We start from the raw sequence: 22013 nt of genomic DNA on the forward strand, positions 1-22013 counted from the left end.
ACGTGCGGCCGTTGTGAAAGGGGGGGGGCGGCCCCTACACCAATAGCAGGCTTGCCCCGCCGCGCAGCGCCGCGCCCGGCGCCAGCGGATGCATGGCGCCATGGGCGGCCAGATGCGGGCGGTTCACCACATCCGGCACATGGCTCACCGGCTCCACGCAAAGCACCGGGACGCCGCGCGGGGCATAGACCTGCAGGTTGCGGGCCCAGTCGCCGGTGGCGGTCAGCGCCAGGTCCGGCCCGCCGGGGCGGGTCATCACCGCGCGGCCATCCCAGCCGGCGAAATGCGTGTCGAGCCCCGCCAGCACCTCCTCCCCCCCGTTCAGCCCGGCGCTGGGGCGGGGTGCGATAGCCAGGTTGCGGGCGTCGCGGCCGAAGACGGTTTCGGCGGCGAAGCGCAGGCGGGTGCCGGGCGGGCGGGTGAAGAAGGGGTGCCAGCCGATGCCCATGGGGGTGGGCTCATCCCCGGTATTGGTCAGCGCCAGTTCCAGGGTCAGGCCCTCCGGCGCCAGCGCCACCTCCAGCCTCGCCGCGCAGCGGAAGGGCGCGTGATCGACGACGCAGCCCATCACCGTGCGATCGGGCGCCTGGCTTTCCACCACCCAGGCGCGATCGCGGACAAAACCGTGCAGCGCATGGCCTTCCAGCGGCCGGTTGATCGGCATGGTGTAGTCCTGGCCGCCGACGGCGATCCGCCCATCGGCCAGGCGATTGGTCCAGGGCGCCATCAGGAAGGCGCTGTGCAGGCCGCGATTGGGGCTCTCGCCCTCCGGCACCGGCTCCACCACCGGGATGCCGCGCCAGGAGAGCGCGCCGATGGCCGCGCCCTGGCTGACCAGGATGTTGGCGTCCCAATCGCCGGCCGCAATCCGGATCATCCCTCGTCCCCGCTCCCCCGCGCCAGCCTGCAAGCCTAAAGGCTGGCCGGGGGCGCGGAAATCCTCACTCGAGATCGAATTGGTCGCGCGGCGAAAAGCCGCCCTTGCGGGAGTATTCGATGGAGCAATAGCCACCGCCCTGGTAGCGCTCCTCCACCGGGTCGTCGGAGACGATCGTGCCGACCTCCGCCCGATAATCCTCGGCCGTATCCTGCGGCTGCCAGCCCAGCCGGTCGCGATGGTCCTCGCCCCAGAAGGTGTCGGGGTTTTTCGAGGCGCCCCAGACCACGCAATGGCCCACGCGCTCGGCCTCGATGGTGCGGGTGATCAGCCGGGCCAGGTCGGGATAGGACAGCCAGGTGGCCAGCATCCGCTTGTTGATCGGCTTCGGGAAGCAGGAGCCGATGCGGATATTGACGTTCTCCACCCCGTGCTTGTCCCAGTAGAGCCGCCCCATCAGCTCCCCATAGACCTTTGACAGCCCATAATAGCCGTCCGGCCGGAAGGCGCAGTCGGCGTCGAGCCGTTCCGCATTGCCCTGCGGGCGCGTGTGGAAGCCGATGGAGTGGTTGGAGCTGGCAAAGACCACGCGGGCGCCAAAAAGCCGGGCGGCCTCATAGATGTGGTAGAGGCCGTGCAGGTTCGGGCCCGCCACTTCCTCGAAGGGCCTCTCCACCGAGACGCCGCCGAAATGCAGGATGGTACCGCAGCCCTCCGCCTGCCGGACGATGGCGAGCGATTCCGTCAGGTCCGCCTTCACGAAGGTTGCGCCCTTCGGCAGCGCGTCCGGGAAGGGCATGAGGTCGGTCAGGCGCAGGGTATAGCCGGCGGCCGACAATTCCCTGGTCAGCATGCGGCCGAGATTGCCGGAGGCGCCGGTCAGCAGGATGGGTTTGGACATGGAAGGGATCCTCAGTCGGCAAAAAGCGGAACGGGCGCACCCTGGCCCAGGCCCTCGGCGCGGAACAGCCCGCCGAGGCTGGGATGCGCGGCGAGCGCAGCCGGATCCTTGCCGGCGCGCAGGCTGGTGACGAAAAGCGTGGACAGGTCGGGCCCGGCGAAGCAGGGCATGGTGGGCGCCGGCACGGGAAAGTCGAAATGGCGCAGGAGCGTGCCATCCGGTGCGATCACGTTGATCCGACCCGCGGAGACGCCGGCGGACCAGTAGTTGCCCTGGGCATCGCAGGCCGCGCCATCCGGGCGGCCGGTTGCCTCGTCGAAGTCGCGCAGGCGCCGCCAGGGGCCGGTGCTGCCGGTGGCGGGATCGAAGTCGGCGCAATCCAGCACCGCAAGGCGGCTGTCCGCATGCCAGATGGTGCGGCCATCCGGCGACCAGGCGAGGCCGTTGGAAACGACCAGCCCTTCCCGCCTGCGCTCCGCACGGCCATCGGGCTTGATGCGCCAGAGCAGGCCGGTGGGGTGCTTCTCCGGCCGGTCATCCATGCTGCCGACCCAGAAGCAGCCATCCGGCCCCACCTTGCCATCGTTCAGCCGGTTCTCCCCGGGTTCCTCCGCTAAGGTGGCGAAGGGGGTGATGGCTCCCGTGGCGGGATCCAGCCGCACCAGGCTGGCGCGCTGCGCCACCAGCAGCGCGCCGGACCGGCACAGCGCCAGGCTGCCACACACCTCCGGCACCGGGATGCGGCGGGTGACGCCGGTCGCGGGGTCGAAGCGGATGACGCAGGGCGCCAGGATATCCACCATCCACAGCAGGCCGCGCGCGGCGTCCCAGACCGGGCTCTCGCCGACCTGCGCGCGCAGGTCGGCGGCAAGGCTGAACACCGCGCTCAGCCCTCGTAGCCCAGCAGCAGCCGCGGCAGGGTCAGGGACACGGCGGGCCAATAGGTGGTCAGCAGCAGCGCGGCCAGGATGGCGCCGTAGAAGGGCCAGATGGTGCGCATCACCGCCTCGATCGGGATCCGGCCGATGGCGCAGCCGACGAAGAGCACGGCGCCGACCGGCGGTGTGGTCAGGCCGAGCCCGAGGTTCATCATCATCACCATGCCGAACTGCACCGGATCGACGCCGATCGCCACCACCACCGGCAGGAAGATCGGCGTGGTGATCAGGATCAGCGCCGCCATGTCCATCACGCAGCCCAGCAGCAGCAGGCAGACATTGATCATCAGCATGATGACGACGGGGTTGGAGCTGATGGCCAGCATCCCCTCCGTCAGCAGGTCCGGCAGGCGATACAGCGCGAGCAGATAGGCGAAGGCGGTGGCGGTGCCGACCAGCAGGAAGACGACGGCGGAGGTGCGCACGCTGGCGGCGACCGCCACCTTGAAATCCGCGAAGCTGAGGCTGCGATAGACCAGCACGGTGACCAGCAGCGCCCAGAGCGTGCCGAAGGCGGCACTTTCCGTCACGGTGAAGATGCCGGACAGCACGCCGCCCAGGATGATGAAGGCGGTGAACAACCCCGGCAGCGCATCCACGAACTTCCACATCAGGTGGCGGAAGCCGGCCCAGGGCTCCGCCGGATAGCCGCGGCGCACCGCCATGACATAGGCGGCGATGGCCAGGAAGCCGCACATCATCAGCCCCGGCACGATGCCGGCGATGAACAGCGCCGTGACGGAAATGCCGCCGCCCGCCGCCAGGCTGTAGAGGATCATATTGTGGCTTGGCGGGATCAGGATGCCGGCGATGGAGGAGGTGACGGTGAGCGAGACCGCATAGTCCACGCCATAGCCCTTGGCCTTCATCGCCGGGATCAGGATGACGCCGGTGGCCGAGGTATCGGCAACGGCGGAGCCCGAGATGCCGCCGAAGAGCATGGAGGTGGAGACATCGACCATGCCGAGCCCGCCGCGCATCCAGCCCACGGCGGCGGAGGCCAGCGCCACCAGGCGGCGCGCGATGCCGCCATGCAGCATCAACTCGCCCGCGAAGATGAAGAAGGGGATGGCGAGCAGCGCGAAGATGCTCATGCCCGAGGCCATCTGCTGGAAGGCGACCGCGGGGTTGATGCCCTCATAGAGGAAGCCGACCAGGGCGGCGATGCCGAGCACGAAGGCCACCGGCACGCCGGCGACGACGCCCAGGATGAAGATGCCGAAGATCAGGAGAAGGCCGAATTCCACGCGCTGCTACTCCAGGAAGGCCGCGGCCACGCCGCGCTGTTCGGGGCCGTCCTTGTTCAGGATGTCGCGCAGCACCTGTTCGAGGGCGAAAAGCGTCACAAGCCCGCCGCAGACCTGCAGCGGCACATAGGTCCAGCCCTGGCTGATGCCGAGCAGCGGAATCTTGAAGTTCCAGACCATGTCCACGAGTTCCTGCGAATAGACCATCATGGCGAAGCCGAAGACGCCGACGGCGCTATCGCAGCCCACGGCGATCCAGCGCTGCGCCTGCAGCGGCAGGCTCTCGCGGAAGCCGAGCACGGAAAGATGGAAACGCTCCCTGACGCCGACGGCGGCGACCGGCAGCGCGATGCAGAGGATGGAGAGCGTGGCGGCGCGTTCGATCCAGGTGGGCGTGTCGTTCAGCACATAGCGGCCGAAGACCATCCAGCCCATCATCGCCACCAGCCCGACCAGCGCGATGCCGGCCACCATGACGACGATGTGGCAGAAGATATCGAGAATGCGGGAAAAGATTGCCATGGCATCGGGCACCCAGCCAGCGGAGGAACGGCGGAGACGAAAAAGGGGGCGGCATGGCCGCCCCCCATATCGGGACCCGATCAGGGCAGCGCGCGGATCGCCTGCACCATGCCGGACAGCCGCGGCGTCGCCGCGTATTTCGCGTAGACCGGCTCCATCAGCGACGACCAGGGCGTGCGGTCGGTGATCTCGATCACCGTGGCGCCGCCGGCCTCGACCCGCTGGCGCGAGACGCGCTCCCGCTCCGCCCACAATTGCCGCTGCAGCGCGGCGCTTTCGCGCGCGGCGTCGCGCACGATGGTGCGCTCCTGCTCGTTCAGCCGCTGCCAGCGCTGGCGGGAGACGGCGAGCACTTCCGGCACGTTGGAGTGTTCCGTGGTGGAGTAGAAGCGCGCGACCTCGAAATGCCGCGTGCTCTCATAGGACGGGAAATTGTTCTCCGCCCCGTCGATCACGCCCGACTGCAGGCTGGTAAAGACCTCGCCGAAGGGCAGCGGCGTCGGGTTGGCGCCGAGCGCGCGCACCAGGTCGATCCACAGGTCGCTGGTTTGCACGCGGATCTTCATGCCGCGCAGATCGGCCGGCGTGCGGACGGGGCGGATGGTGTACATGCTGCGCGCCCCGCCGTCATACCAGGCGAGCGCGATGATGCCGATCGCCTCCAGGTCCTTGGCGATCTCCTCCCCGGTCGCACCGTCGATCGCGGCATGCAGATGCGCGACATTGCGGAACAGGAAGGGCAGCGTCACCACATTGGTGGACGGCGCCAGGTTGTTGAAGGGCGAGAGGTTGAAATTGCCGAAGTCGATGGAGCCCAGCCGCATCTGCTGGATGGCCTCGTCCTGCTGGCCGAGCTGCGCGGAGTGGTAGGTGCGCATGCGGATGCGGTTGTTGGTGCGCTGCATGACCAGCTGGCCGAAGCGATCCAGGCCCTGGCCATTGGGATACTCCGCCGCATGGATGTTCCAGCCGCGCCATTCCTGGGCGGTGGCCGGCGTCGCTGCCCAGGGCAGCAGGGCGGCGGCGGCCAGGGCCCCGGCGCGGAACGCGGTCAGGGCCTGGGCGCGAATCGCGCGCATCGCTTTCATGGTTGTCCTCTCCTTCCCCTCCCGCCGCCTTGTGGCGCCGGGTTATACGACATCATACGACTGTCGCACGCGGCTTTGTCAATTCGCCCCGCGGAACGCCGGGGCGGCTGCCGCGCTGGGCTGTATCGGGGCGGTGGAGAGCAGCATGGACCGGGACAGCACGATTGAGGAAGCCGAGGCCGGCGGTGTGCGCCTGCTGCCGGCCGGGCTGGTCGGCTTCCTGGTCTATCCGGCGGTGCTGGAGCTGATCGTCGCAATTCCCCCCGCCAACGACCAGCTGGCGCCGCCGGCCCAGGGCTGACGCGCGCCGGGCCGCTTGCGGCGCCCGGCCATCCTGCGCAGCATCCCGGCGAACCTTGCCGGATGATCCCTGCCATGCCGCCTGCCACCCTTGCCGAAGCCGCCGCCGACCTCGCCGCCGGGCGCAGCACCGCGCTGGCGCTGACCGAGGCCGCGCTGGCGCGCATCGCCGATCCGGCCGGTGAAGGGTCCCGCGCCTTCCTGCTGGTGCAGGCCGAAGCCGCGCGGGCCACGGCGCGCGCCATGGATGCGCTGCGCGCCGCCGGCCGTGCGCCGAGCCCCTGGGCCGGCATCCCGATCAGCATCAAGGACCTGTATGACGAGGCGGGCCAGCAGACCCGCGGCGGGTCCCGGGCGCTTGCGGATGTGGCGCCGGCCAAGGCCACCGCGCCCAGCGTCGCCCGGTTGCAGCGCGCCGGCTTCGTGGTGCTGGGCCGCACCAACATGGTGGAATTCGCCTTCTCCGGCCTCGGCCACAATCCGCATTACGGCACGCCGCTGAGCCCCTGGGACCGCGTGACGGGGCGGCTGCCGGGCGGGTCCTCCTCCGGCGCCGCCGTCGCCGTGGCGGATGGGATGGGGCTGGCGGGGCTCGGCTCCGATACCGGCGGGTCCTGCCGGATTCCGGCGGCGCTGTGTGGCATCGTCGGCTGGAAGCCGACCGCGAAGCGGGTGCCGCTGACCGGCACGCTGCCGCTGTCCTTCACCCTGGACAGCCTGGGCCCGATCGCCAATTCGGTGGCCTGCTGCGCCGTGATCGACAGCCTGATGGCCGGCGAGGAGAGCTGGACCCCTGCCCCGGCCATGCCGGTGGCCGGGCTGCGCCTCGGCGTGCTGCAGGGCTATGTGACGGAAAATTGGGACCCGGCCGTGACCACCGCCTTCGAGGCGGCACTGGCAAAACTCTCGGCGGCCGGCGCGCGGGTGGAGAGGCTGGTGGTGCCGGAGCTGGCGGAGATCCCGAAGGCCAATGCCACGGGCGGCTTCGCGGCCTCCGAGGCCTTTGCCTGGCATCGCGGGCTGATCGAGGCACAGCGCGGGGCCTATGACCAGCGCATTCTTTCGCGGATCCTGCGCGGCGGGCAGATGTCGGCGGCGGAGTATATCCAGCTCGGCCAGGACCGGGCGCGCATCATTTCCGCCATTGCGGCGCGCACGGCGGCCTTCGATGCGGTGGTCTCCCCCACCTGCCCGCTGGTGCCGCCGGCGCTCACCGCGATCGAGGACGAGGCGGAATATGGCCGCATCAACCTGCTGCTGCTGCGCAATACGGCGGTGGCCAATTTCCTCGACCGCTGCGCCATCAGCCTGCCCTGCCACAAGCGCGGGGAGGCGCCGGTGGGCTTCCAGCTGATGGGCGAGCATGGCGGCGATGCGCGGCTGTTTGCCGTGGCGCAGGCGGTGGAAGCGGCGCTGGCGGCGTGACCACCCCGCGCTTCGGCCACCTGCCGGACGGCGAGGCCCCGGCCGAGGGCGCCGAGAGCTTCGCCACGCTGCTGGCGGAGGCCGGTGTGGTGGTGGAGCGCATCGCCTCCCACCGCGCCGCCAGCCCGGAGGGGTTCTGGTACGACCAGCCGAGCGCCGAATTCGTCTTCCTGGCGCGCGGCAGCGCCACGCTGGCCTTTGCCGACGGCACGGAACGGGTGATGGCGGCGGGGGATTGGGCGGTGCTGCCGGCGGGCTGCCGGCACCGCGTGGAGGCCACCAGCGCGGAGGCGCTGTGGCTGGCGGTTCACCTGCCCCCGGCCTGACCCTCCAGCAAGGGCCGCGCCGGCTGCTCGTCCTTCAGCGCCACGCCCGTGGCCCCCAGGCCGCGCGCGGCGGCGACCAGCCACAGCAGCTTTGCCGCCGCCTCCGCCACGCTCAGCCCGCCGGGGCGGATATTGCTGATGCAGTTGCGCTCGGCATCCGTGCGGCCCGGGCGGGGAGCGTGGGTCAGGTAGATGCCCATGCTGTCCAGCGCCGAGAGGCCCGGCCTTTCGCCGATCAGCACCGCGACCATGGCGGCCCCCAGCGCCGCTCCGATTTCATCCCCGATGGCCACGCGCGCCTGGGTGGCGATGACCGGGGGCGCGACATCCCATCCGGCCGCCCGCAGGCCCGTGGTCAGCGCGGCAACCAGCGCCGGCGCCTGGGCCTGCACGCCGGTGGCGCAGAGTCCATCCGCCACCACGATGGCGAAGCAGCCGGGGCGCGGCGTGAAGGTGGCGCCCTGCGCCAGGCGGCGGCCGAGATCGGGGCGCAGCAGATAGGTCCGGCGATCCGGCGCGGCGCTCGCCACCACCTGCGCGCCGAGCGCATCGCGTAGCGCGGGCACATCGAGCGTCGACCAGACGGCGTCGCGCGCCTGGGCATGCGCCTCCTGGAAATCGAGATGCGCCGCGGTCGGCAGGCCGTGGCCGACGCGGCCGAGCGCCACGCGCGCCGCGGTGTGGCGGCGCAGGTCGCGCCAGAGGGTCGGCGCGCTCACAGCAGCCCCGCCACCGCCATGGGCAGGCGGTCCGGCGTCCGGTCAGACAGGCCCATCCGTTGCAGCCACTCGAGAAATTCCGGCGCCGGCGACTTGCCGAGCGCGGCGCGGATATAGAGGCCGTCGTGGAAGGAGGTGGACTGGTAGGCCAGCATGGTGTCGTCCGCGCCCGGCACGCCCATCACATAGGTGACGCCCGCCACGCCCAGCAGCGTCAGCAGCGCATCCATGTCGTCCTGGTCCGCCTCGGCGTGATTGGTGTAGCAGACATCCACCCCCATCGGCAGGCCGAGCAGCTTGCCGCACATATGGTCCTCCAGCCCCGCGCGGGTGATCTGCTTGCCGTCGAAGAGGTATTCGGGGCCGATGAAGCCGACCACGCTGTTCACCAGCAGCGGGCGGAACCGGCGCGCCACGGCATAGGCGCGGGCTTCCAGCGTCTGCTGGTCCACGCCGTGATGCGCATCGGCCGAGAGCGCGCTGCCCTGGCCGGTCTCGAAATACATGCAGTTGTCGCCCAAGGTGCCGCGCTTCAGCGACAGCGCCGCCTCATGCGCCTCCGCCAGCAGGGAGAGGGAGACGCCAAAGCTCTCGTTCACGCCCTGGGTACCGCCGATGGACTGGAAGACCAGGTCCACCGGCGCGCCGCGCTGCATGGCCAGCAGGGTGGTGGTGACATGGGCCAGCACGCAGGACTGGGTCGGGATGGCGTAGCGATCCCGCACCGCATCCAGCAGGCCGAGCACACGGCAGAGATTGTCGACATTGTCGGTGGCGGGATTCACGCCGATGACGGCATCCCCCGCGCCCAGCAGCAGGCCGTCCAGCACCTGCGCCGCGATGCCCTTCGGATCGTCCACCGGGTCGTTCGGCTGCAGGCGGATGGAGAGCGTGCCGGGAAGGCCGATCGTATTGCGAAACCTCGTCACCACGCGGCATTTCGCCCCGATCGCCACCAGGTCCTGCAGCCGGCAGATCTTGGACACCGCCGCCACCATCTCGGGCATCAGGCCGGGGGCGAGGGCGGTCACCGCCTCCGGCGCCGCTTCCAGCAGCCAGTCGCGGAAGCCGCCGACCGTCAGATGCGCGACGGGCGCGAAGGCGGCGGCGTCGTGGCCGTCCAGGATCAGCCGCGTGACCTCATCCGCCTCATAGGGCACCACGGCCTCGTTCAGAAAATGGCGCAACGGCAGGTCCGCCAGGGCCCGCTGCGCCGCCACGCGCTGCGCCGCACTCTCCGCCGCGATGCCGGCCAGGGCATCGCCGGACCGGAAGGGGGTGGCGCAGGCCAGGAGCTGGCGCAGATCGGCAAACACATGCCGCGTCCCGCCCACCACCGCCGAGAATCCCATGCCGCCCTCGCCTTGCCAGTTGGAGCCACCGGGGGGAGGATGCCACAGAAACGGAGGAACGGCATGGATCGCGCAAAACTGGAAATGCGCCCGGATGCGGCGGCCGCATGGCCGGATGCCATCTACGACACGCTGAAGGCCAATGGCATCACCCAGGTGGCCCTGGTGCCCGATGCCGGGCACAGCCGGCTGATCAAGCGCTGCCTGGCGGACAATGAGATGACCGTCGTCACCCTGACGACGGAGGAGGAGGGTGTGGCACTGCTCTGCGGCGCCTGGCTGGGCGGCGTGAAGGGCGTGCTGCTGATGCAGTCCTCCGGCGTGGGCAATTGCATCAACATGCTGTCGCTCTCACACATCCATCGCACGCCGCTGCCGATGATCGTGACCATGCGCGGCGATTTCGCCGAGTTCAATCCGGCGCAGATCCCGATGGGCCAGGCGACGCCGGCGGTGCTGGAGGCGATGGGCACCATCGTGCACCGTGCCGACCGGCCGGAGGATGTGGCGGCCACCGTCGATGCGACGCTGCGCCTCGCCTTCAACACCTTTCGGCCCGCGGCGACGCTGCTGGGCCAGCGCCTGATCGGCGCCAAGACCTTCGGGAAGGACTGAGGCGCATGGCCGATTATCCGAACCGGCGCGACGTGGTGCGCGCTTTGCTGGAAGACCGTGGCGAGCTGCTGGTGATCGCGGGCCTCGGCGCCTCCGCCTGGGACATCACCGCCATCGGGGACCATCCCCGCAATCTGCCGCTCTGGGGCGGCATGGGCGGCGCGGCGATGATGGGCCTCGGCCTGGCCCTGGCGCAGCCCTCGGCCAAGGTGCTGGTGATCACGGGGGATGGCGAGATGCTGATGGCGCTGGGCGCCATGGCCACCATCGCGGTGAAGAAGCCGGCCAACCTCTCCGTCGTGGTGCTGGACAACGAGCATTACAGCGAGACGGGGAACCAGGAGACGGCGACGCGGCATGGCGTGGACCTGGCCGCCATGGCGCGCGGCGCCGGCCTCGCCAATGCACGCACGCTGACCACGCTGGAGCAGGTGCCGACGCTGCGCAGCGAGATCCACGCCGGAACCGGACACGTATTTGCTGTCGCAAAAATCGCGCCGGGCAACCTGCCGCTGGTGCTGCCGCCGCGGGATGGCGCCATCCTGCAGGCGCGTTTCCGCGAGGCCCTGCTCGGCCCCGCCGCCCACCACCAGCTGTGAAAGCCCGACCATGCCGCATGTGATCTGCGTCCGCCCGATCCACGAGGAAGCCATCGCCAAGATGCGGGCGACGCCGGGCGTCACCGTCGACGTGCTGATGGACCTCTCGCCCGAGAGCCTCGCCGCCAATCTGCCGAAGGCGGATGCGCTGATCGTGCGCACCCTCCGCATCGACCGCGCCTTTCTCGCGCATTGCACCAACCTGAAGATCCTCGTCCGCCACGGCGTCGGCTACGACATCGTCGATGTCCCCGCCTTGACCGAGCGCGGCATCCCGCTGGCCATCACGCCGGAGGCCAATGCGGTGTCCGTCGCCGAGCACGCGCTGATGATGATGCTGGCCTGCGCCCGCAAGCTGACCAGCTTCAACGCCAATCTGCGCGAGCCGACGCCGGTCTGGGGCGCGCAGCCGAACCTTCCGACCTTCGACCTGCAAGGCAAGACCGTGCTGGTGGTCGGCTTCGGCCGCATCGGCACGCGCGTGGCGAAGCTCTGCGCCGCCTTCGGCATGCGCGTGCTGGTGCGCGACCCGAATGTGGCGAAGGGCAGCATCCGCGGCCTCGGCTTCGAACCGGTGGACGATGCCGCGACGGCGGCGGCGGAGGCGGATATCGTCACCGTCCACGTGCCGAGCGGCCCCGCCACGCGCAACATGATCGACGGCGCCTTCATGGCCCGCATGAAGAAGGGCGCCGTGCTGGTGAATACCGCACGCGGCACCATCGTCGACCAGGTGGCGCTGGAAGCCGCGCTGCGCGCCGGGCATCTCTCCGCCGCCGGGATCGACGTCTTCGAGGAGGAGCCGGTGGAGGCGCCGATCAGCCTGCTCTCCGCCCCCAACCTGATCATGACGCCGCATGTCGCCGCCAGCACGGCGGAGGGGCTGCGGCGCATGGCGCTGGACAGCGCGGCGGCCGCTTTGGCCTGCTTCGCCGGCACGCTGGACCCGGATGTGATCGTGAATCCCGAGGTCCTGCCCCGAAGGAACTGACACGCCATGCGCCGCCTGCTGCTCGCCTTCCTGATCCTCGCCGGACCTGCCGCGGCGGAGCCGGCGCGCGCCACGCGCCAGATGGCCGCCACCGCCAGCCCGCATGCCACGGAAGCGGCACTCGCCATGCTGCGCGCCGGCGGGTCCGCGGTGGATGCGGCGATCGCGGCGCAGGCGGCGCTTTCGGTGGCGGAGCCGCATGCCAGCGGCGTGCTCGGCGGCGCCTTCATCCTGGTCTGGGACCAGGGCGCGCAACGGCTGCGCTACTATGAGGGGATCGCCAGCGCGCCGGCGGCGAGCGCGGACCGGCTGACGGCGGGCGGCGTGGGGCCCGCCACCGTCGCCCGCTCCGGCCGCGCCGTGGCGGTGCCGGGCACGATCGCCGCCCTGGCGCTGGCACATGCGGCGCATGGCAGGCTGCCCTGGGCGGATCTGTTCCGACCCGCCATCGACCTGGCGGAGCGGGGCTTCCCCCTGCCGCCCTATCTGCATCAGGTGATCCGCAACCGCGCGGCGGAACTGGCCCGCATCCCCGCGATCCGCGCGCTGTATTTCGATGCGGAAGGCCAGCCGCTGGCCGCCGGCGCGCCCTTCCGCAATCCGGACCAGGCGGCGGCGCTGCGCCTGCTGGCCTCGGAAGGCCCGGCCACGCTCTATGGCGGCACGCTCGGCCGCGCCGTGGTGGAGGCGGTGCAGACGCATGCGGTGCCGGGCTGGATGACGCTGGCCGACCTTTCCGCCTATCGCGCCGTCGAACGCGCGCCGATCTGCGCCGAGGTCCTGGCCAGGCGCATCTGCACCGCCGCCGCGCCCTCCTCCGGCGGCGTCGCGGTGCTGCAGACGCTGGGCCTGGCGGAGCGGCTGGGCATCGCGGCGGTTGCGCGCGACAGCGCGGAGGCGGCGCATATCTTCCTCGAGGCCAGCCGGCTCGCCACCGCCGACCGCCGCCGCTGGATGGGCGACCCAGACCAGGTGGCGGTGCCGCAGGCCGGGCTGCTGGCGCGCGACTACCTCGATGCCCGCGCGGCGCTCGCCGGGCCGGCGCGCGCCATGGAAACGGTGGTGCCCGGCACGCCGGCGGAGCGCCACGGCGCCCTGCCCACGCCCAGCGACCCGATGGCGGAGACGGCGACGACGCAGCTCGCCATCCTCGACGCCGCCGGCAATGCCGTGTCCTTCACCACCACCAACAACCTGAATTTCGGCGCCGAGCTGCTGGCCATGGGGGTCACGCTGAACAATGGCATGACCAATTTTTCCGCCAGTCCCGGCATGGCGGAGGCGCCGGCGCAGAACCGCCTGGCGCCGGGCAAGCGGCCCGTCACCACCATGGCGCCGACCATGGTCTTCGGCGCGGATGGACGGCCGGAGCTGGTGCTGGGCGCCGGCGGCGGCGCGCGCATTCCGGATGCGGTGGCCGCCGCGGTGATCGAGGTGCTGGTCTTCGGCGGCGATGCCGAACGCGCCACGGCCCGGCCACGGATCGGCGCGCAGAACGGCGTGGAGGAGCTGGAACAGGGCACGCCACTGGCGGATCTGGCGCCCGCCTTGCAGGCGCTGGGCCATGCGCCGCGGGTGGTGGTGATGAACACCGGATTGCAGGTGATCCGGCGGCTGCCGGATGGAAGGCTGGAGGGTGCGGCGGATCCGCGGCGGGATGGGGTGGCGGCGGGGGATTGAGGGGGCCGGGGGGCCCCCCCCCCCCCCCGCGCTGCGGGGGAGGGAGATACGGCTCAGTCGAAGGTGATGTTCGCGCGGCGGATCACCTCGGCGTATTTCGCGGCGTCGCGGCGCAGCAGGGCCGCGGCATCGGCGCTGGTGCCGCCGCCGGGGATATAGCCGGCATCCAGCACGCGCTGGCGCAGGCCGGGATCGGCCAGGGCCTTGTTCACCGCCTGCACCCAGCGCTCGCTGATGGTGGAAGGCAGGCCGGGCGGGCCCATCACCATGTACCAGACGGCGGCATCAAAGTCCGGAAAACCGCTTTCGGCGATGGTCGGCACATCGGGCAGCGTCGGCACGCGCTGGGGCAGCGTCGTCGCCAGCGCGCGCACGCGGCCGGCGCGGATATGCGGCAGGTAGGTGGGCAGCGTGTCGATGGCGATATCGATGCGCCCGGCCAGGATCTCGTTCACCGCCTGGCCGGTGCCGCGGAAGGGAATGTGGGTCATGTCCAGCCCGGCGGCGAAGCTGAGCGCGGCCGCCGCCAGGTGCTGCTGCGTCGCGACGCCGGAGGAGGAGTAGTTCAGCTTCCCGCGATTGGCCCGCGCATGGGCGATGAAGCCGGGAAAATCCTGCGCCGGCGAATCCAGCGGCACCACCGCCACCAGCGGCACCGTGCCCGCCAGCACCACCGCGGTCTGGTCCGCGATGATGTCGAAGGGCGGCGGCTTCATCGTCGGCGGCACGACGGCGGAGGCGCTGACGGTGGTCATCAGCATCTGGTAGCCATCCGGCCGGCCGCGCGCATTCGCCGTCGCCGCGATGGTGCCGGACCCGCCGGGGCGGCTCTCGATCGCGACCGGGTGGCCGAAATCCTCCTGCAAGGCAGGCTGCAGGAGGCGGGAGATGATGTCCGTGCCGCCGCCCGGGGCAAAACCCATCAGCAGGGTGACGGTGCGGGTGGGATAGGCGGCCGGTTGCGCCCAGGCGGGCATCGGCAGGGCAAGGCCGCCCGTCGCGGCCCAGAGGCTGCGTCGCGAAATCATGGTGTTTCCTCCGGTTTTTTCTTCTGACCGGAGGATGGCGCGGGGCTACCGGCCCGTCCAGACCGGCTTCCGCTTGGCGAGGAAGGCTTCAACCCCCTCCCGGAAGTCATGGCTGCCGAAGCACATGGTCACCAGGTCGTCGCCCTCGATGGTGCCGCCGGCCAGGCGCAGGCGCTTCAGCGCCACCTTGGTGGCGCGCAGGGTCAGCGGCGCCATGCCGGCGATCTCCACCGCCAGCTTTTCCGCCCGCTCCGCCAGGGCTTCGGGCGTCTCCAGCATCTCGGAGATGAAGCCGGCGGCCAGGGCCTCGGGCGCATCCATCAGCCGGGCGGTGAAGATCAGGTCCTTCAGCTTGGCCGGCCCGATCAGCGCGGCAAATCGCGAGATGTTCATGGTGGAGAGGGTATTGCCCAGGGTGCGCGCCACCGGAACGCCGAAGCGGGCATTGGCGCTGGCGATGCGCAGGTCGCAGACGCCGGCGATGCCGAGGCCCCCGCCGACGCAGGCGCCGGCGATGGCGCCAATGACGGGCTTCGGGCAATCCTCCACCGCCGACAGCACCCGGTCGATGCGGCTTTCATAGTCCAGCGCATCCTGGCCGGTGGAGAAGTGCTGGAACTGGCTGATATCGGTGCCGGCCGCGAAGGCCTTGCCGCCGGCGCCGGTGATGACCCAGCAGCGGATGTCGGGATTCGCCGCGACGGCGGCGGCCTGTTCGAACAGGCCCTCATACATTTCGAAGGTCAGGGCGTTGCGCTGGTCCGGGCGGTTCAGCGTGGTCCAGGCCACGGGGCCGCGGGTCTCGTGCAGGATATCGGGCATGGTTTCCTCCTTGGTCCCCCCTTGTGCGGCCAGGGCGCGGGGGGCGACAAGTCCGGCGAGCGGATGGAGGCCGACAAGAATGCGTATCGTCAGCGTCAAGCAGGGCATCGCGCCGATCGCGAGCGACATCGCCAATGCCTATATCGATTTCTCGAAAATGACCGCCTCCATCGTCGCGGTGACCGTCGAGGGCGATGGCAAGCGCGCCACCGGCTACGGCTTCAACTCCAATGGCCGCTATGCCCAGCCCGGCCTGCTGGCCGAGCGCTTCGTGCCGCGGCTGCTGGAGGCGACGGAGGCGCAGGTCACGGCCCCGGACGGAAGGCTGAACCCGCAGGGCGCCTGGGCCACCATGATGAAGAACGAGAAGCCCGGCGGGCATGGGGAGCGCAGCGTCGCCGTCGGCGTGCTGGACATGGCGCTCTGGGATGCGGCCGCGAAGCTGGAGGGTGTGCCGCTGTGGCGGCTGCTGGCGGATCGGTACAATGGCGGCACGGCCGATTCCGCCGCCTGGGTCTATGCCGCCGGCGGCTACTACTACCCCGGCAAGGGCGTGGATGCGCTGGTCGAGGAGATGAAGCGCTACCTCGGCATGGGCTATGCGACCGTGAAGATGAAGATCGGCGGCGCCCCCGGCACCGCGCTGGCCGATGCGCTGTCCGAGGACATCGAGCGGATCGAGGCGGTGGTCGCGCTGCTGGGTGGCGATGGCAGCCGGCTGGCGGTGGATGTGAACGGCCGCTTCGACCTGCCGGCCGCGCTGGCCTATGCCGAGGCCTTGGCGCCGATGAAGCTGCGCTGGTACGAGGAACCGCTCGACCCGCTCGACTACGCCACCCATGCGACGCTGGCCGAACACTACGCCCCGCCGATCGCAACAGGGGAAAATCTGTTCTCGATGCAGGATGCGCGCAACCTGATCCGCCACGGCGGGCTGCGGCCGGATCGCGACATCCTGCAGATGGACCCGGCGCTGTCCTACGGGCTTTGCGAATATCTGCGGACGCTCGACATGCTGGCTTCCCATGGCTGGTCCCGCCGCCGCTGCGTGCCGCATGGCGGGCACCAGTTTGCGCTGAATATCGCGGTGGGGCTCGGGCTGGGCGGCAATGAGAGCTACCCCGAGGTTTTTGCCCCGTTTGGCGGCTTTGCGGATGACGTGCCGGTGGTGGAGGGGCGCGTGGCGATGCCAAGCATTCCGGGCATCGGCTTCGAGGCCAAGAACGCGTTGCACAACGTCTTCAAGGGCCTCGCCTGATGCCGCAGCGCGCCATCCCCGCCGTCTTCATGCGCGGCGGCACCAGCAAGGCCATCATGTTCCACGCCCGCGACCTGCCGGCGGATCGCGCGGAATGGGACGCGATCTTCATGGCCGCGCTGGGCACGCCCGATCCTTACGGCCGCCAGCTCAACGGCATGGGCGGCGGCGTCTCCTCGCTCTCCAAGATCTGCGTGCTGGCACCGTCCGAGCGTGACGATGCCGATATCGACTACACCTTTGCCCAGGTGCTGATCCGGGAGGCGCGCGTCGACTGGAAGGGCAATTGCGGCAATATGAGCTCCGCCGTCGGCCCCTTCGCGGTGGATGAGGGGCTGGTGCGGCCGAATGGCACGCAGGCCACCGTCCGCATCTACAACACCAATACGAAGAAGATCATCCACAACAGCTTCGAAGTGGAGGATGGCCGCGCCAAGGTTCTGGGCGACCTCGCCATCCCCGGCGTCGGCGGCACCGGGGCGCCAGTGCGGCTGGATTTCGTGCAGCCGGGCGGCGCCACCACCGGGCGGCTGCTGCCCTCCGGCCAGGTGCGGGATGTGCTGGAGGTGCCGGGGTTCGGGCGCATCGAGGCCTCGCTCGTCGATGCGGCGAATGCCAGCGCCTTCGTGCGCGCGCGGGATATCGGGCTGACGGGCCGCGAATTGCCGGAGGAGCTGGAGGCGCGGCCGGATGTGCTGGCGCTGCTGGACGCGATCCGCCTGCAGGCCTCGATCCGCATGGGCATCGGCGCCGACCTGGCGGCGGCCAAGGCGATCAGCTCCGTGCCCTATATCGGCTTCGTCAGCCCGCCGGCCGAGGCGCCGACCCTGTCGGGGGAGACCATCGCGGCGGATCAGATCGACCTGGCCGCGCGCATCATCTCGAACGGCCAGCCGCACCGGGCGCTGCCGCTGACCGGCTCGCTGTGTACCGCCGTCGCCGCGCGCATCGCGGGAACGCTGGTGGCGGAGTGCCTCGGGCCGGTGGCGTCCGAGGGACAGGCTCTGGGCCCGATCCGCATCGGCATGCCCTCCGGCGTGCTGACGGTGGGCGCCGATGTGGTGCAGGAGGCGGGGCAATGGGTCGCCCGCGCCGGGTCCTTCTACCGCACGGCGCGGCGGCTCTTCGATGGGCGGGTCTGGATTCCGGGCTGAGCTTCAGCGCGCCAGCCAGCCCGGAGCAAAACGGTCGGCGCCGGAGGGCAGCGGCGCCGCGGGATCGGCGGTGAAGGCCAGAATGTCGCCGACCACCGCCGCCCGGTTGCTGTCGGTCAGCAACAGATGAAAGCCTTCCTCATGGATGCCGATGCGCACCGGGCTGTCCGGTGGCAGGCGGCGCAGGGCGGCGCGGACCGGGCGGGCGGGGATCAACGTGTCCTTGTCGCCATAGAGCAGCAGCACCGGCACCGCCCGCTGCTCCGCATCGCGGCAGCAGGTGGGCAGGGCGGCGGTGGCCGCATCCATCAGGTCCACCAGCCCCACCGCGGCATCCACGCGGGTGCTGCGCAGCACCAGCGGGTCCCGCCCCAGGCGGCGCAGCGCCGCCATATTGTCGCTGGCCACCACGCCCCCCACCCCGCCCTGGAAGCCGAGCACCGGCATGGTCCGCGCCGCCACCCAGAGCCCGCCGCGCATCACCGCATTCATGCTGGCCCGGCCCCAGAGCGCCGGGGCCAGCAGGATATAGCCATCGACCGGCGGCGGCTCCGCGCTGGTGCCGGCCACCACCGCCACCGCACCGCCCATGCTCTCCCCCATCAGGAACAGCGGCAGGTCCGGGTGGCGGGCGCGCAGCAGGCGGGCGGCGGTGGCGGCATCCGCGGCCAGCGTCGCCTCCCCGGGCCAATAGCCACGGTTGGGGGACCGGCCGAAGCCGCGCTGGTCATAGGCATAGACCAGCAGCCCCCCCGCGTTCAGCGGGCCGATGCTATCGGCCAGGAAGTTGCCCGAATGGTCGTTGAAGCCATGCAGCGCCAGCAGCACGGCCCGCGGCGGCCCCTCCGGCGGAAAGGCGCGCATCGGCAACCGGGCGCCATCGGCGGCCACCACCGCATCCTCCGCCAGGCTGGGCGGGGCGATGGCCGGGCCCATCGGCATCACCACCGGGGTGCAGGCGGCCAGGAGCAGGGCCAGGAGGATGGCGAGGCTGCGCATCCCCGATCGGTAGCGCGGGGGCCCGGGCTGGTCCATCGCCCTCGGCCCCCCTATGTTCCCCGTCCTGCCACCAGACCCCCCGAGGACCGCCATGCGCGATGCCCGCCTCACCGGCTATACCCCGGTCGCCCTGCCCGGCGTCACGCCGGTGGACACCCTGCCCGCCACCTCCCGCACCGTCGGCTGCGATGGCGGCGGCGGCGCGCTGGGCCATCCGCTGGTCTATCTGCGCATCGAGGACCGGCAGGTGACCTGCCCCTATTGCTCCCGCACCTATGTGCTGGCCGAGGGGGCGGGTGAAGACCACGGGCATTGATCCCATGAGCGACGCCACCCCCGCCACCGCCGAGGAAGCCGTCCCGCCGGTGGCGCCGGGGGAGAAGCGGCTGATCCTGGTCGACGGCTCGGGCTATATCTTTCGCGCCTTCCACGCCCTGCCGCCGATGACCAGGCCGGACGGGACGCATGTGAATGCCGTCTTCGGCTTCACCCAGATGCTGTCCCAGTTCCTGTCGCGCCACGCCGCCAGCCATATCGCCGTGGTCTTCGACAGCGCGCGGCTGACCTTCCGCAATGATTTCTACCCGGACTACAAGGCGCACCGGCCGGAGCCGCCGCCGGAACTGATCCCGCAATTCGCGCTGATCCGGGAGGCGACGGAGGCCCTGGGCGTCTGCCAGGCGGAGCAGCCGGGCTTCGAGGCGGATGACCTGATCGCGGCCTATGCCAAGGCCTTCGTGGCGGAGGGCGGCAGCGTCTCCATCGTCTCCTCCGACAAGGACCTGATGCAGCTGGTCGGCCCCGGCGTGCAGATGCTGGACCCGATCAAGCAGAAGCCGATCCGCGAGCCCGAGGTGCTCGAGAAATTCGGCGTGACGCCGGACAAGGTGGTGGAGGTGCAGGCGCTGGCCGGCGACAGCACGGACAATGTCCCCGGCGTGCCCGGCATCGGCATCAAGACCGCCGCCCAGCTGATCAACGAATACGGCGACCTCGAAACGCTTCTGGCCAATACGCAAAAAATCAAGCAGCCGAAGCGGCGCGAGGCGCTGGAGCAGAACGCCGAGAAGGCGCGCATCAGCAAGCGCCTGGTGCAGCTGGATGCGAACGCCCCGCTGCCCTGCCCGATCACCAAGATGGAGGCCCGCGCGCCGAATCCGGTGACGCTGGAGAAATTCCTGCGCGACAACGGTTTTCGGAGTTTGCTGGCCCGCCTCGGCCTGGGCGATGCCAGCGCGGTCACGCGCAGCAACGGCTATCGCCCGCCCTTGCCGAGCCAGGCGCCCGCGGCCCCCGTCGCACCGGCGGAGGCACCGCCCTTCACGGGCTATGAGACCGTCACCACGCTCGATGCGCTGAAGGCCTGGGTGGCGGAGGCCGAGGCCGTCGGCGTGATCGGCTTCGACACCGAGACCGACAATCTGAACGCCATGAAGGCCCAGCTGGTCGGCTTCTCGATCGCCACGGCGCCGGGCCGCGCCTGCTATGTGCCGCTGCGGCATGAGGGCAGCGGCGACCTGATGGGCAGCGGCACGCCGGAGCAGATCGCGCCCGAATCCGCGCTGGAGGAACTGCGCGGGCTGCTGGAGAACCCGGCGGTCCTCAAGGTGCTGCACAACGCGAAATACGACCTGGAGGTGCTGTGCCGGGTCGGCATCGCGGTGGCGCCCGTCGATGACACCATGCTGATGTCCTATGCGCTGCGCGCCGGCAAGCACGGGCATGGCATGGATGAGCTGGCCAGGCTCCATCTGGGGCATGACTGCATCAGCTATGACAGCGTGACCGGCACCGGCCGCAACCGCATCCCCTTCGGCAAGGTGACGCTGGACAAGGCCACCGCCTATGCGGCGGAGGATGCCGATGTGACGCTGCGGCTGTGGCAGGCGCTGCGGCCGGAACTGCGCCAGGCGCGGGCGCTGACGCTCTACGAGCAGGTGGAGCGCCGCATGGTGCCCGTGCTGCGTGACATGGAGCTGGCCGGCATCAAGATCGACGCCGCGGAGCTTTCGCGCATCGGCGCCGACTTCACGGAAAAGCTGGCGCGGTATGAGCGGGAGATCCATGAGCTGGCGGGCAAGCCCTTCAATGTGGGCTCGCCCAAGCAGCTCGGCGAAATCCTGTTCGACGAGCAGAAACTGCCCGGCGGCAAGCGCAGCAAGCTGACCGGCGCCTGGGGCACGGATGCCAGCGTGCTGGAGGAGCTGGCCGCGCAAGGCCATGCCCTGCCGCGCCGCGTGCTGGACTGGCGGCAGATCGCCAAGCTGAAATCCACCTATGTGGACGCGCTGGCCCAGGCGGCGGATGCCCAGGGGCGCGTGCATACCGACTTCGCCATGGCGGTGACCTCCACCGGGCGGCTGTCCTCCACCGATCCGAACCTGCAGAACATCCCCGTCCGCACGGAGGAAGGCGCCCGCATCCGCCGCGCCTTCGTGGCGGAGCCCGGGAATGTGCTGCTGGCCGCCGACTACAGCCAGATCGAGCTGCGCATCCTGGCCCACCTGGCGGACGTCCCCGCGCTGAAGGAAGCCTTTGCCAGCGGCCAGGACATCCATTCCCGCACGGCCGCCGACATCTTCCACCTGGCGCCGGAGGCGGTGGACAAGGAAGCGCGGCGGCGGGCCAAGACGATCAACTTCGGCATCATCTACGGCATGTCCGCCTTCGGCCTGGCAGCGCGCCTCGGCATCTCGCCGGGCGAGGCCCGCGCCATCATCGATGCCTATTTCGCCCAGTACCCCGGCATCCGCGCCAGCATGGAAAAGCTGAAGGAGGATGCCCGCACCAACGGCTATGTGACCACGCCCTTCGGCCGCAAGCTGTGGATCGCCGATATCGCGTCCAAGGACCCCGTGCGGCGCGGCGGGGCGGAGCGCGCGGCGATCAACGCCCCCTTCCAGGGCGGCGCGGCGGAGGTGATCAAGCGGGCCATGGTGCGCCTGCCGCTGGCACTGCGCGAGGCCGGCCTCGGCGCGCGCATGCTGCTGCAGGTGCATGACGAGCTGGTCTTCGAGGTGCCGGCGGCGGAGGTGGAGGCGACCTCCGCCCTGGTGAAGCGGATCATGGAAGGCGTGGCGCAGCTTTCCGTGCCGCTCTCGGTCGAGATCGGCCACGGCGCCTCCTGGTCCGAGGCGCATTGAGCCGGGCCAGGCAGCAGACCCCCATCGCC

General features: G+C 70.7%; 22 protein-coding genes. 11 read left to right on the forward strand and 11 right to left on the reverse strand.

Features of this window, described 5'->3' with window-relative positions; genetic code table 11:
- Positions 1–34: 34 nt before the first annotated feature.
- The 6 genes from ACTIF1_RS16025 to ACTIF1_RS16050 form a co-directional block, all read right to left on the reverse strand.
- On the reverse strand, positions 35–877 hold the full coding sequence (locus ACTIF1_RS16025; RefSeq protein ID WP_439597446.1) for an aldose epimerase: 843 nt from the start codon (positions 875–877) through the stop codon (positions 35–37).
- Between the two features lie 64 nt (positions 878–941).
- Positions 942–1778: an NAD-dependent epimerase/dehydratase family protein gene (locus ACTIF1_RS16030; RefSeq protein ID WP_439597447.1), complete on the reverse strand. Its 837-nt coding sequence runs from the start codon at positions 1776–1778 to the stop codon at positions 942–944.
- Positions 1779–1789: 11 nt separating this feature from the next.
- Positions 1790–2659, reverse strand: coding sequence for an SMP-30/gluconolactonase/LRE family protein (locus ACTIF1_RS16035; RefSeq protein WP_439597448.1), 870 nt, complete (start codon positions 2657–2659; stop codon positions 1790–1792).
- Positions 2660–2664: 5 nt separating this feature from the next.
- Positions 2665–3963: a TRAP transporter large permease gene (locus ACTIF1_RS16040; RefSeq protein WP_439597449.1), complete on the reverse strand. Its 1299-nt coding sequence runs from the start codon at positions 3961–3963 to the stop codon at positions 2665–2667.
- A 6-nt stretch (positions 3964–3969) separates the two neighbouring features.
- A complete protein-coding gene (locus ACTIF1_RS16045; RefSeq protein ID WP_439597450.1) occupies positions 3970–4485 on the reverse strand; it encodes a TRAP transporter small permease in 516 nt (171 codons plus the stop codon).
- An 80-nt stretch (positions 4486–4565) separates the two neighbouring features.
- Positions 4566–5573 carry a TRAP transporter substrate-binding protein gene (locus ACTIF1_RS16050; RefSeq protein ID WP_439597451.1) on the reverse strand — a complete coding sequence of 336 codons (1008 nt, stop codon included), beginning with the start codon at positions 5571–5573 and terminating at the stop codon, positions 4566–4568.
- Between the two features lie 145 nt (positions 5574–5718).
- Here ACTIF1_RS16050 and ACTIF1_RS16055 point away from each other — a divergent pair, with 145 nt between their 5' ends.
- The 3 genes from ACTIF1_RS16055 to ACTIF1_RS16065 all read left to right on the forward strand — a co-directional run bounded on the left by ACTIF1_RS16055 (position 5719) and on the right by ACTIF1_RS16065 (position 7624).
- Entirely contained in the window at positions 5719–5874 is a 156-nt protein-coding gene (locus ACTIF1_RS16055; protein WP_439597452.1) for a hypothetical protein, read from the forward strand.
- Between the two features lie 65 nt (positions 5875–5939).
- Entirely contained in the window at positions 5940–7298 is a 1359-nt protein-coding gene (locus tag ACTIF1_RS16060; RefSeq protein ID WP_439597517.1) for an amidase, read from the forward strand.
- Positions 7295–7624: a cupin domain-containing protein gene (locus ACTIF1_RS16065; RefSeq protein ID WP_439597453.1), complete on the forward strand. Its 330-nt coding sequence runs from the start codon at positions 7295–7297 to the stop codon at positions 7622–7624. The genes ACTIF1_RS16060 and ACTIF1_RS16065 overlap by 4 nt, the downstream gene beginning before the upstream one ends.
- On the opposite strand, the gene eutC is transcribed toward ACTIF1_RS16065, so the two are convergent.
- Together eutC and ACTIF1_RS16075 are read right to left on the reverse strand one after the other, a co-directional pair.
- Entirely contained in the window at positions 7606–8343 is a 738-nt protein-coding gene (gene eutC, locus ACTIF1_RS16070; RefSeq protein ID WP_439597454.1) for an ethanolamine ammonia-lyase subunit EutC, read from the reverse strand. The genes ACTIF1_RS16065 and eutC overlap by 19 nt on opposite strands.
- Positions 8340–9695 carry an ethanolamine ammonia-lyase subunit EutB gene (locus ACTIF1_RS16075; protein WP_439597455.1) on the reverse strand — a complete coding sequence of 452 codons (1356 nt, stop codon included), beginning with the start codon at positions 9693–9695 and terminating at the stop codon, positions 8340–8342. Before ACTIF1_RS16075 ends, eutC begins: the two co-directional genes overlap by 4 nt.
- A gap of 63 nt (positions 9696–9758) precedes the next feature.
- On the opposite strand from ACTIF1_RS16075, the gene ACTIF1_RS16080 reads away from it, so the two are divergent.
- From ACTIF1_RS16080 to ACTIF1_RS16095, 4 genes are read left to right on the forward strand one after another with little or no spacing between them, the layout of a single operon-like run.
- Positions 9759–10310 carry a thiamine pyrophosphate-binding protein gene (locus ACTIF1_RS16080; protein WP_439597456.1) on the forward strand — a complete coding sequence of 184 codons (552 nt, stop codon included), beginning with the start codon at positions 9759–9761 and terminating at the stop codon, positions 10308–10310.
- A 5-nt stretch (positions 10311–10315) separates the two neighbouring features.
- The gene (locus tag ACTIF1_RS16085; protein ID WP_439597457.1) at positions 10316–10909 is read left to right on the forward strand and encodes a thiamine pyrophosphate-dependent enzyme; all 594 of its coding nucleotides are present in this window, start codon (positions 10316–10318) and stop codon (positions 10907–10909) included.
- 10 nt (positions 10910–10919) lie between these two features.
- Positions 10920–11900: a hydroxyacid dehydrogenase gene (locus ACTIF1_RS16090; RefSeq protein WP_439597458.1), complete on the forward strand. Its 981-nt coding sequence runs from the start codon at positions 10920–10922 to the stop codon at positions 11898–11900.
- Between the two features lie 6 nt (positions 11901–11906).
- On the forward strand, positions 11907–13580 hold the full coding sequence (locus ACTIF1_RS16095; protein WP_439597459.1) for a gamma-glutamyltransferase family protein: 1674 nt from the start codon (positions 11907–11909) through the stop codon (positions 13578–13580).
- Between the two features lie 53 nt (positions 13581–13633).
- Here the strand turns inward: ACTIF1_RS16095 and ACTIF1_RS16100 are convergent, their stop codons facing one another.
- Together ACTIF1_RS16100 and ACTIF1_RS16105 are read right to left on the reverse strand one after the other, a co-directional pair.
- Positions 13634–14608 carry a Bug family tripartite tricarboxylate transporter substrate binding protein gene (locus tag ACTIF1_RS16100; protein WP_439597460.1) on the reverse strand — a complete coding sequence of 325 codons (975 nt, stop codon included), beginning with the start codon at positions 14606–14608 and terminating at the stop codon, positions 13634–13636.
- A gap of 45 nt (positions 14609–14653) precedes the next feature.
- Positions 14654–15430 carry an enoyl-CoA hydratase/isomerase family protein gene (locus ACTIF1_RS16105; RefSeq protein ID WP_439597461.1) on the reverse strand — a complete coding sequence of 259 codons (777 nt, stop codon included), beginning with the start codon at positions 15428–15430 and terminating at the stop codon, positions 14654–14656.
- Between the two features lie 79 nt (positions 15431–15509).
- Between ACTIF1_RS16105 and ACTIF1_RS16110 the strand changes: the two genes are divergently transcribed.
- Together ACTIF1_RS16110 and ACTIF1_RS16115 are read left to right on the forward strand one after the other, a co-directional pair.
- Positions 15510–16688, forward strand: a complete 1179-nt coding sequence (locus ACTIF1_RS16110) for an enolase C-terminal domain-like protein (protein WP_439597462.1) — start codon at positions 15510–15512, stop codon at positions 16686–16688.
- Entirely contained in the window at positions 16688–17842 is a 1155-nt protein-coding gene (locus tag ACTIF1_RS16115) for a 2-methylaconitate cis-trans isomerase PrpF family protein (protein WP_439597463.1), read from the forward strand. Before ACTIF1_RS16110 ends, ACTIF1_RS16115 begins: the two co-directional genes overlap by 1 nt.
- A gap of 3 nt (positions 17843–17845) precedes the next feature.
- Here ACTIF1_RS16115 and ACTIF1_RS16120 read toward each other — a convergent pair whose 3' ends face one another.
- Complete coding sequence (locus tag ACTIF1_RS16120) at positions 17846–18841, reverse strand: alpha/beta fold hydrolase (RefSeq protein WP_439597464.1); 996 nt, start codon at positions 18839–18841, stop codon at positions 17846–17848.
- A 91-nt stretch (positions 18842–18932) separates the two neighbouring features.
- Between ACTIF1_RS16120 and ACTIF1_RS16125 the strand changes: the two genes are divergently transcribed.
- Positions 18933–19157 carry a zinc-finger domain-containing protein gene (locus ACTIF1_RS16125; RefSeq protein ID WP_439597465.1) on the forward strand — a complete coding sequence of 75 codons (225 nt, stop codon included), beginning with the start codon at positions 18933–18935 and terminating at the stop codon, positions 19155–19157.
- Positions 19158–19161: 4 nt separating this feature from the next.
- On the forward strand, positions 19162–21984 hold the full coding sequence (gene polA / locus ACTIF1_RS16130) for a DNA polymerase I (protein WP_439597466.1): 2823 nt from the start codon (positions 19162–19164) through the stop codon (positions 21982–21984).
- Positions 21985–22013: the final 29 nt, after the last annotated feature.

The sequence above is a fragment of the Falsiroseomonas sp. genome, assembly GCF_051860665.1.
GTDB lineage: Bacteria > Pseudomonadota > Alphaproteobacteria > Acetobacterales > Acetobacteraceae > Falsiroseomonas.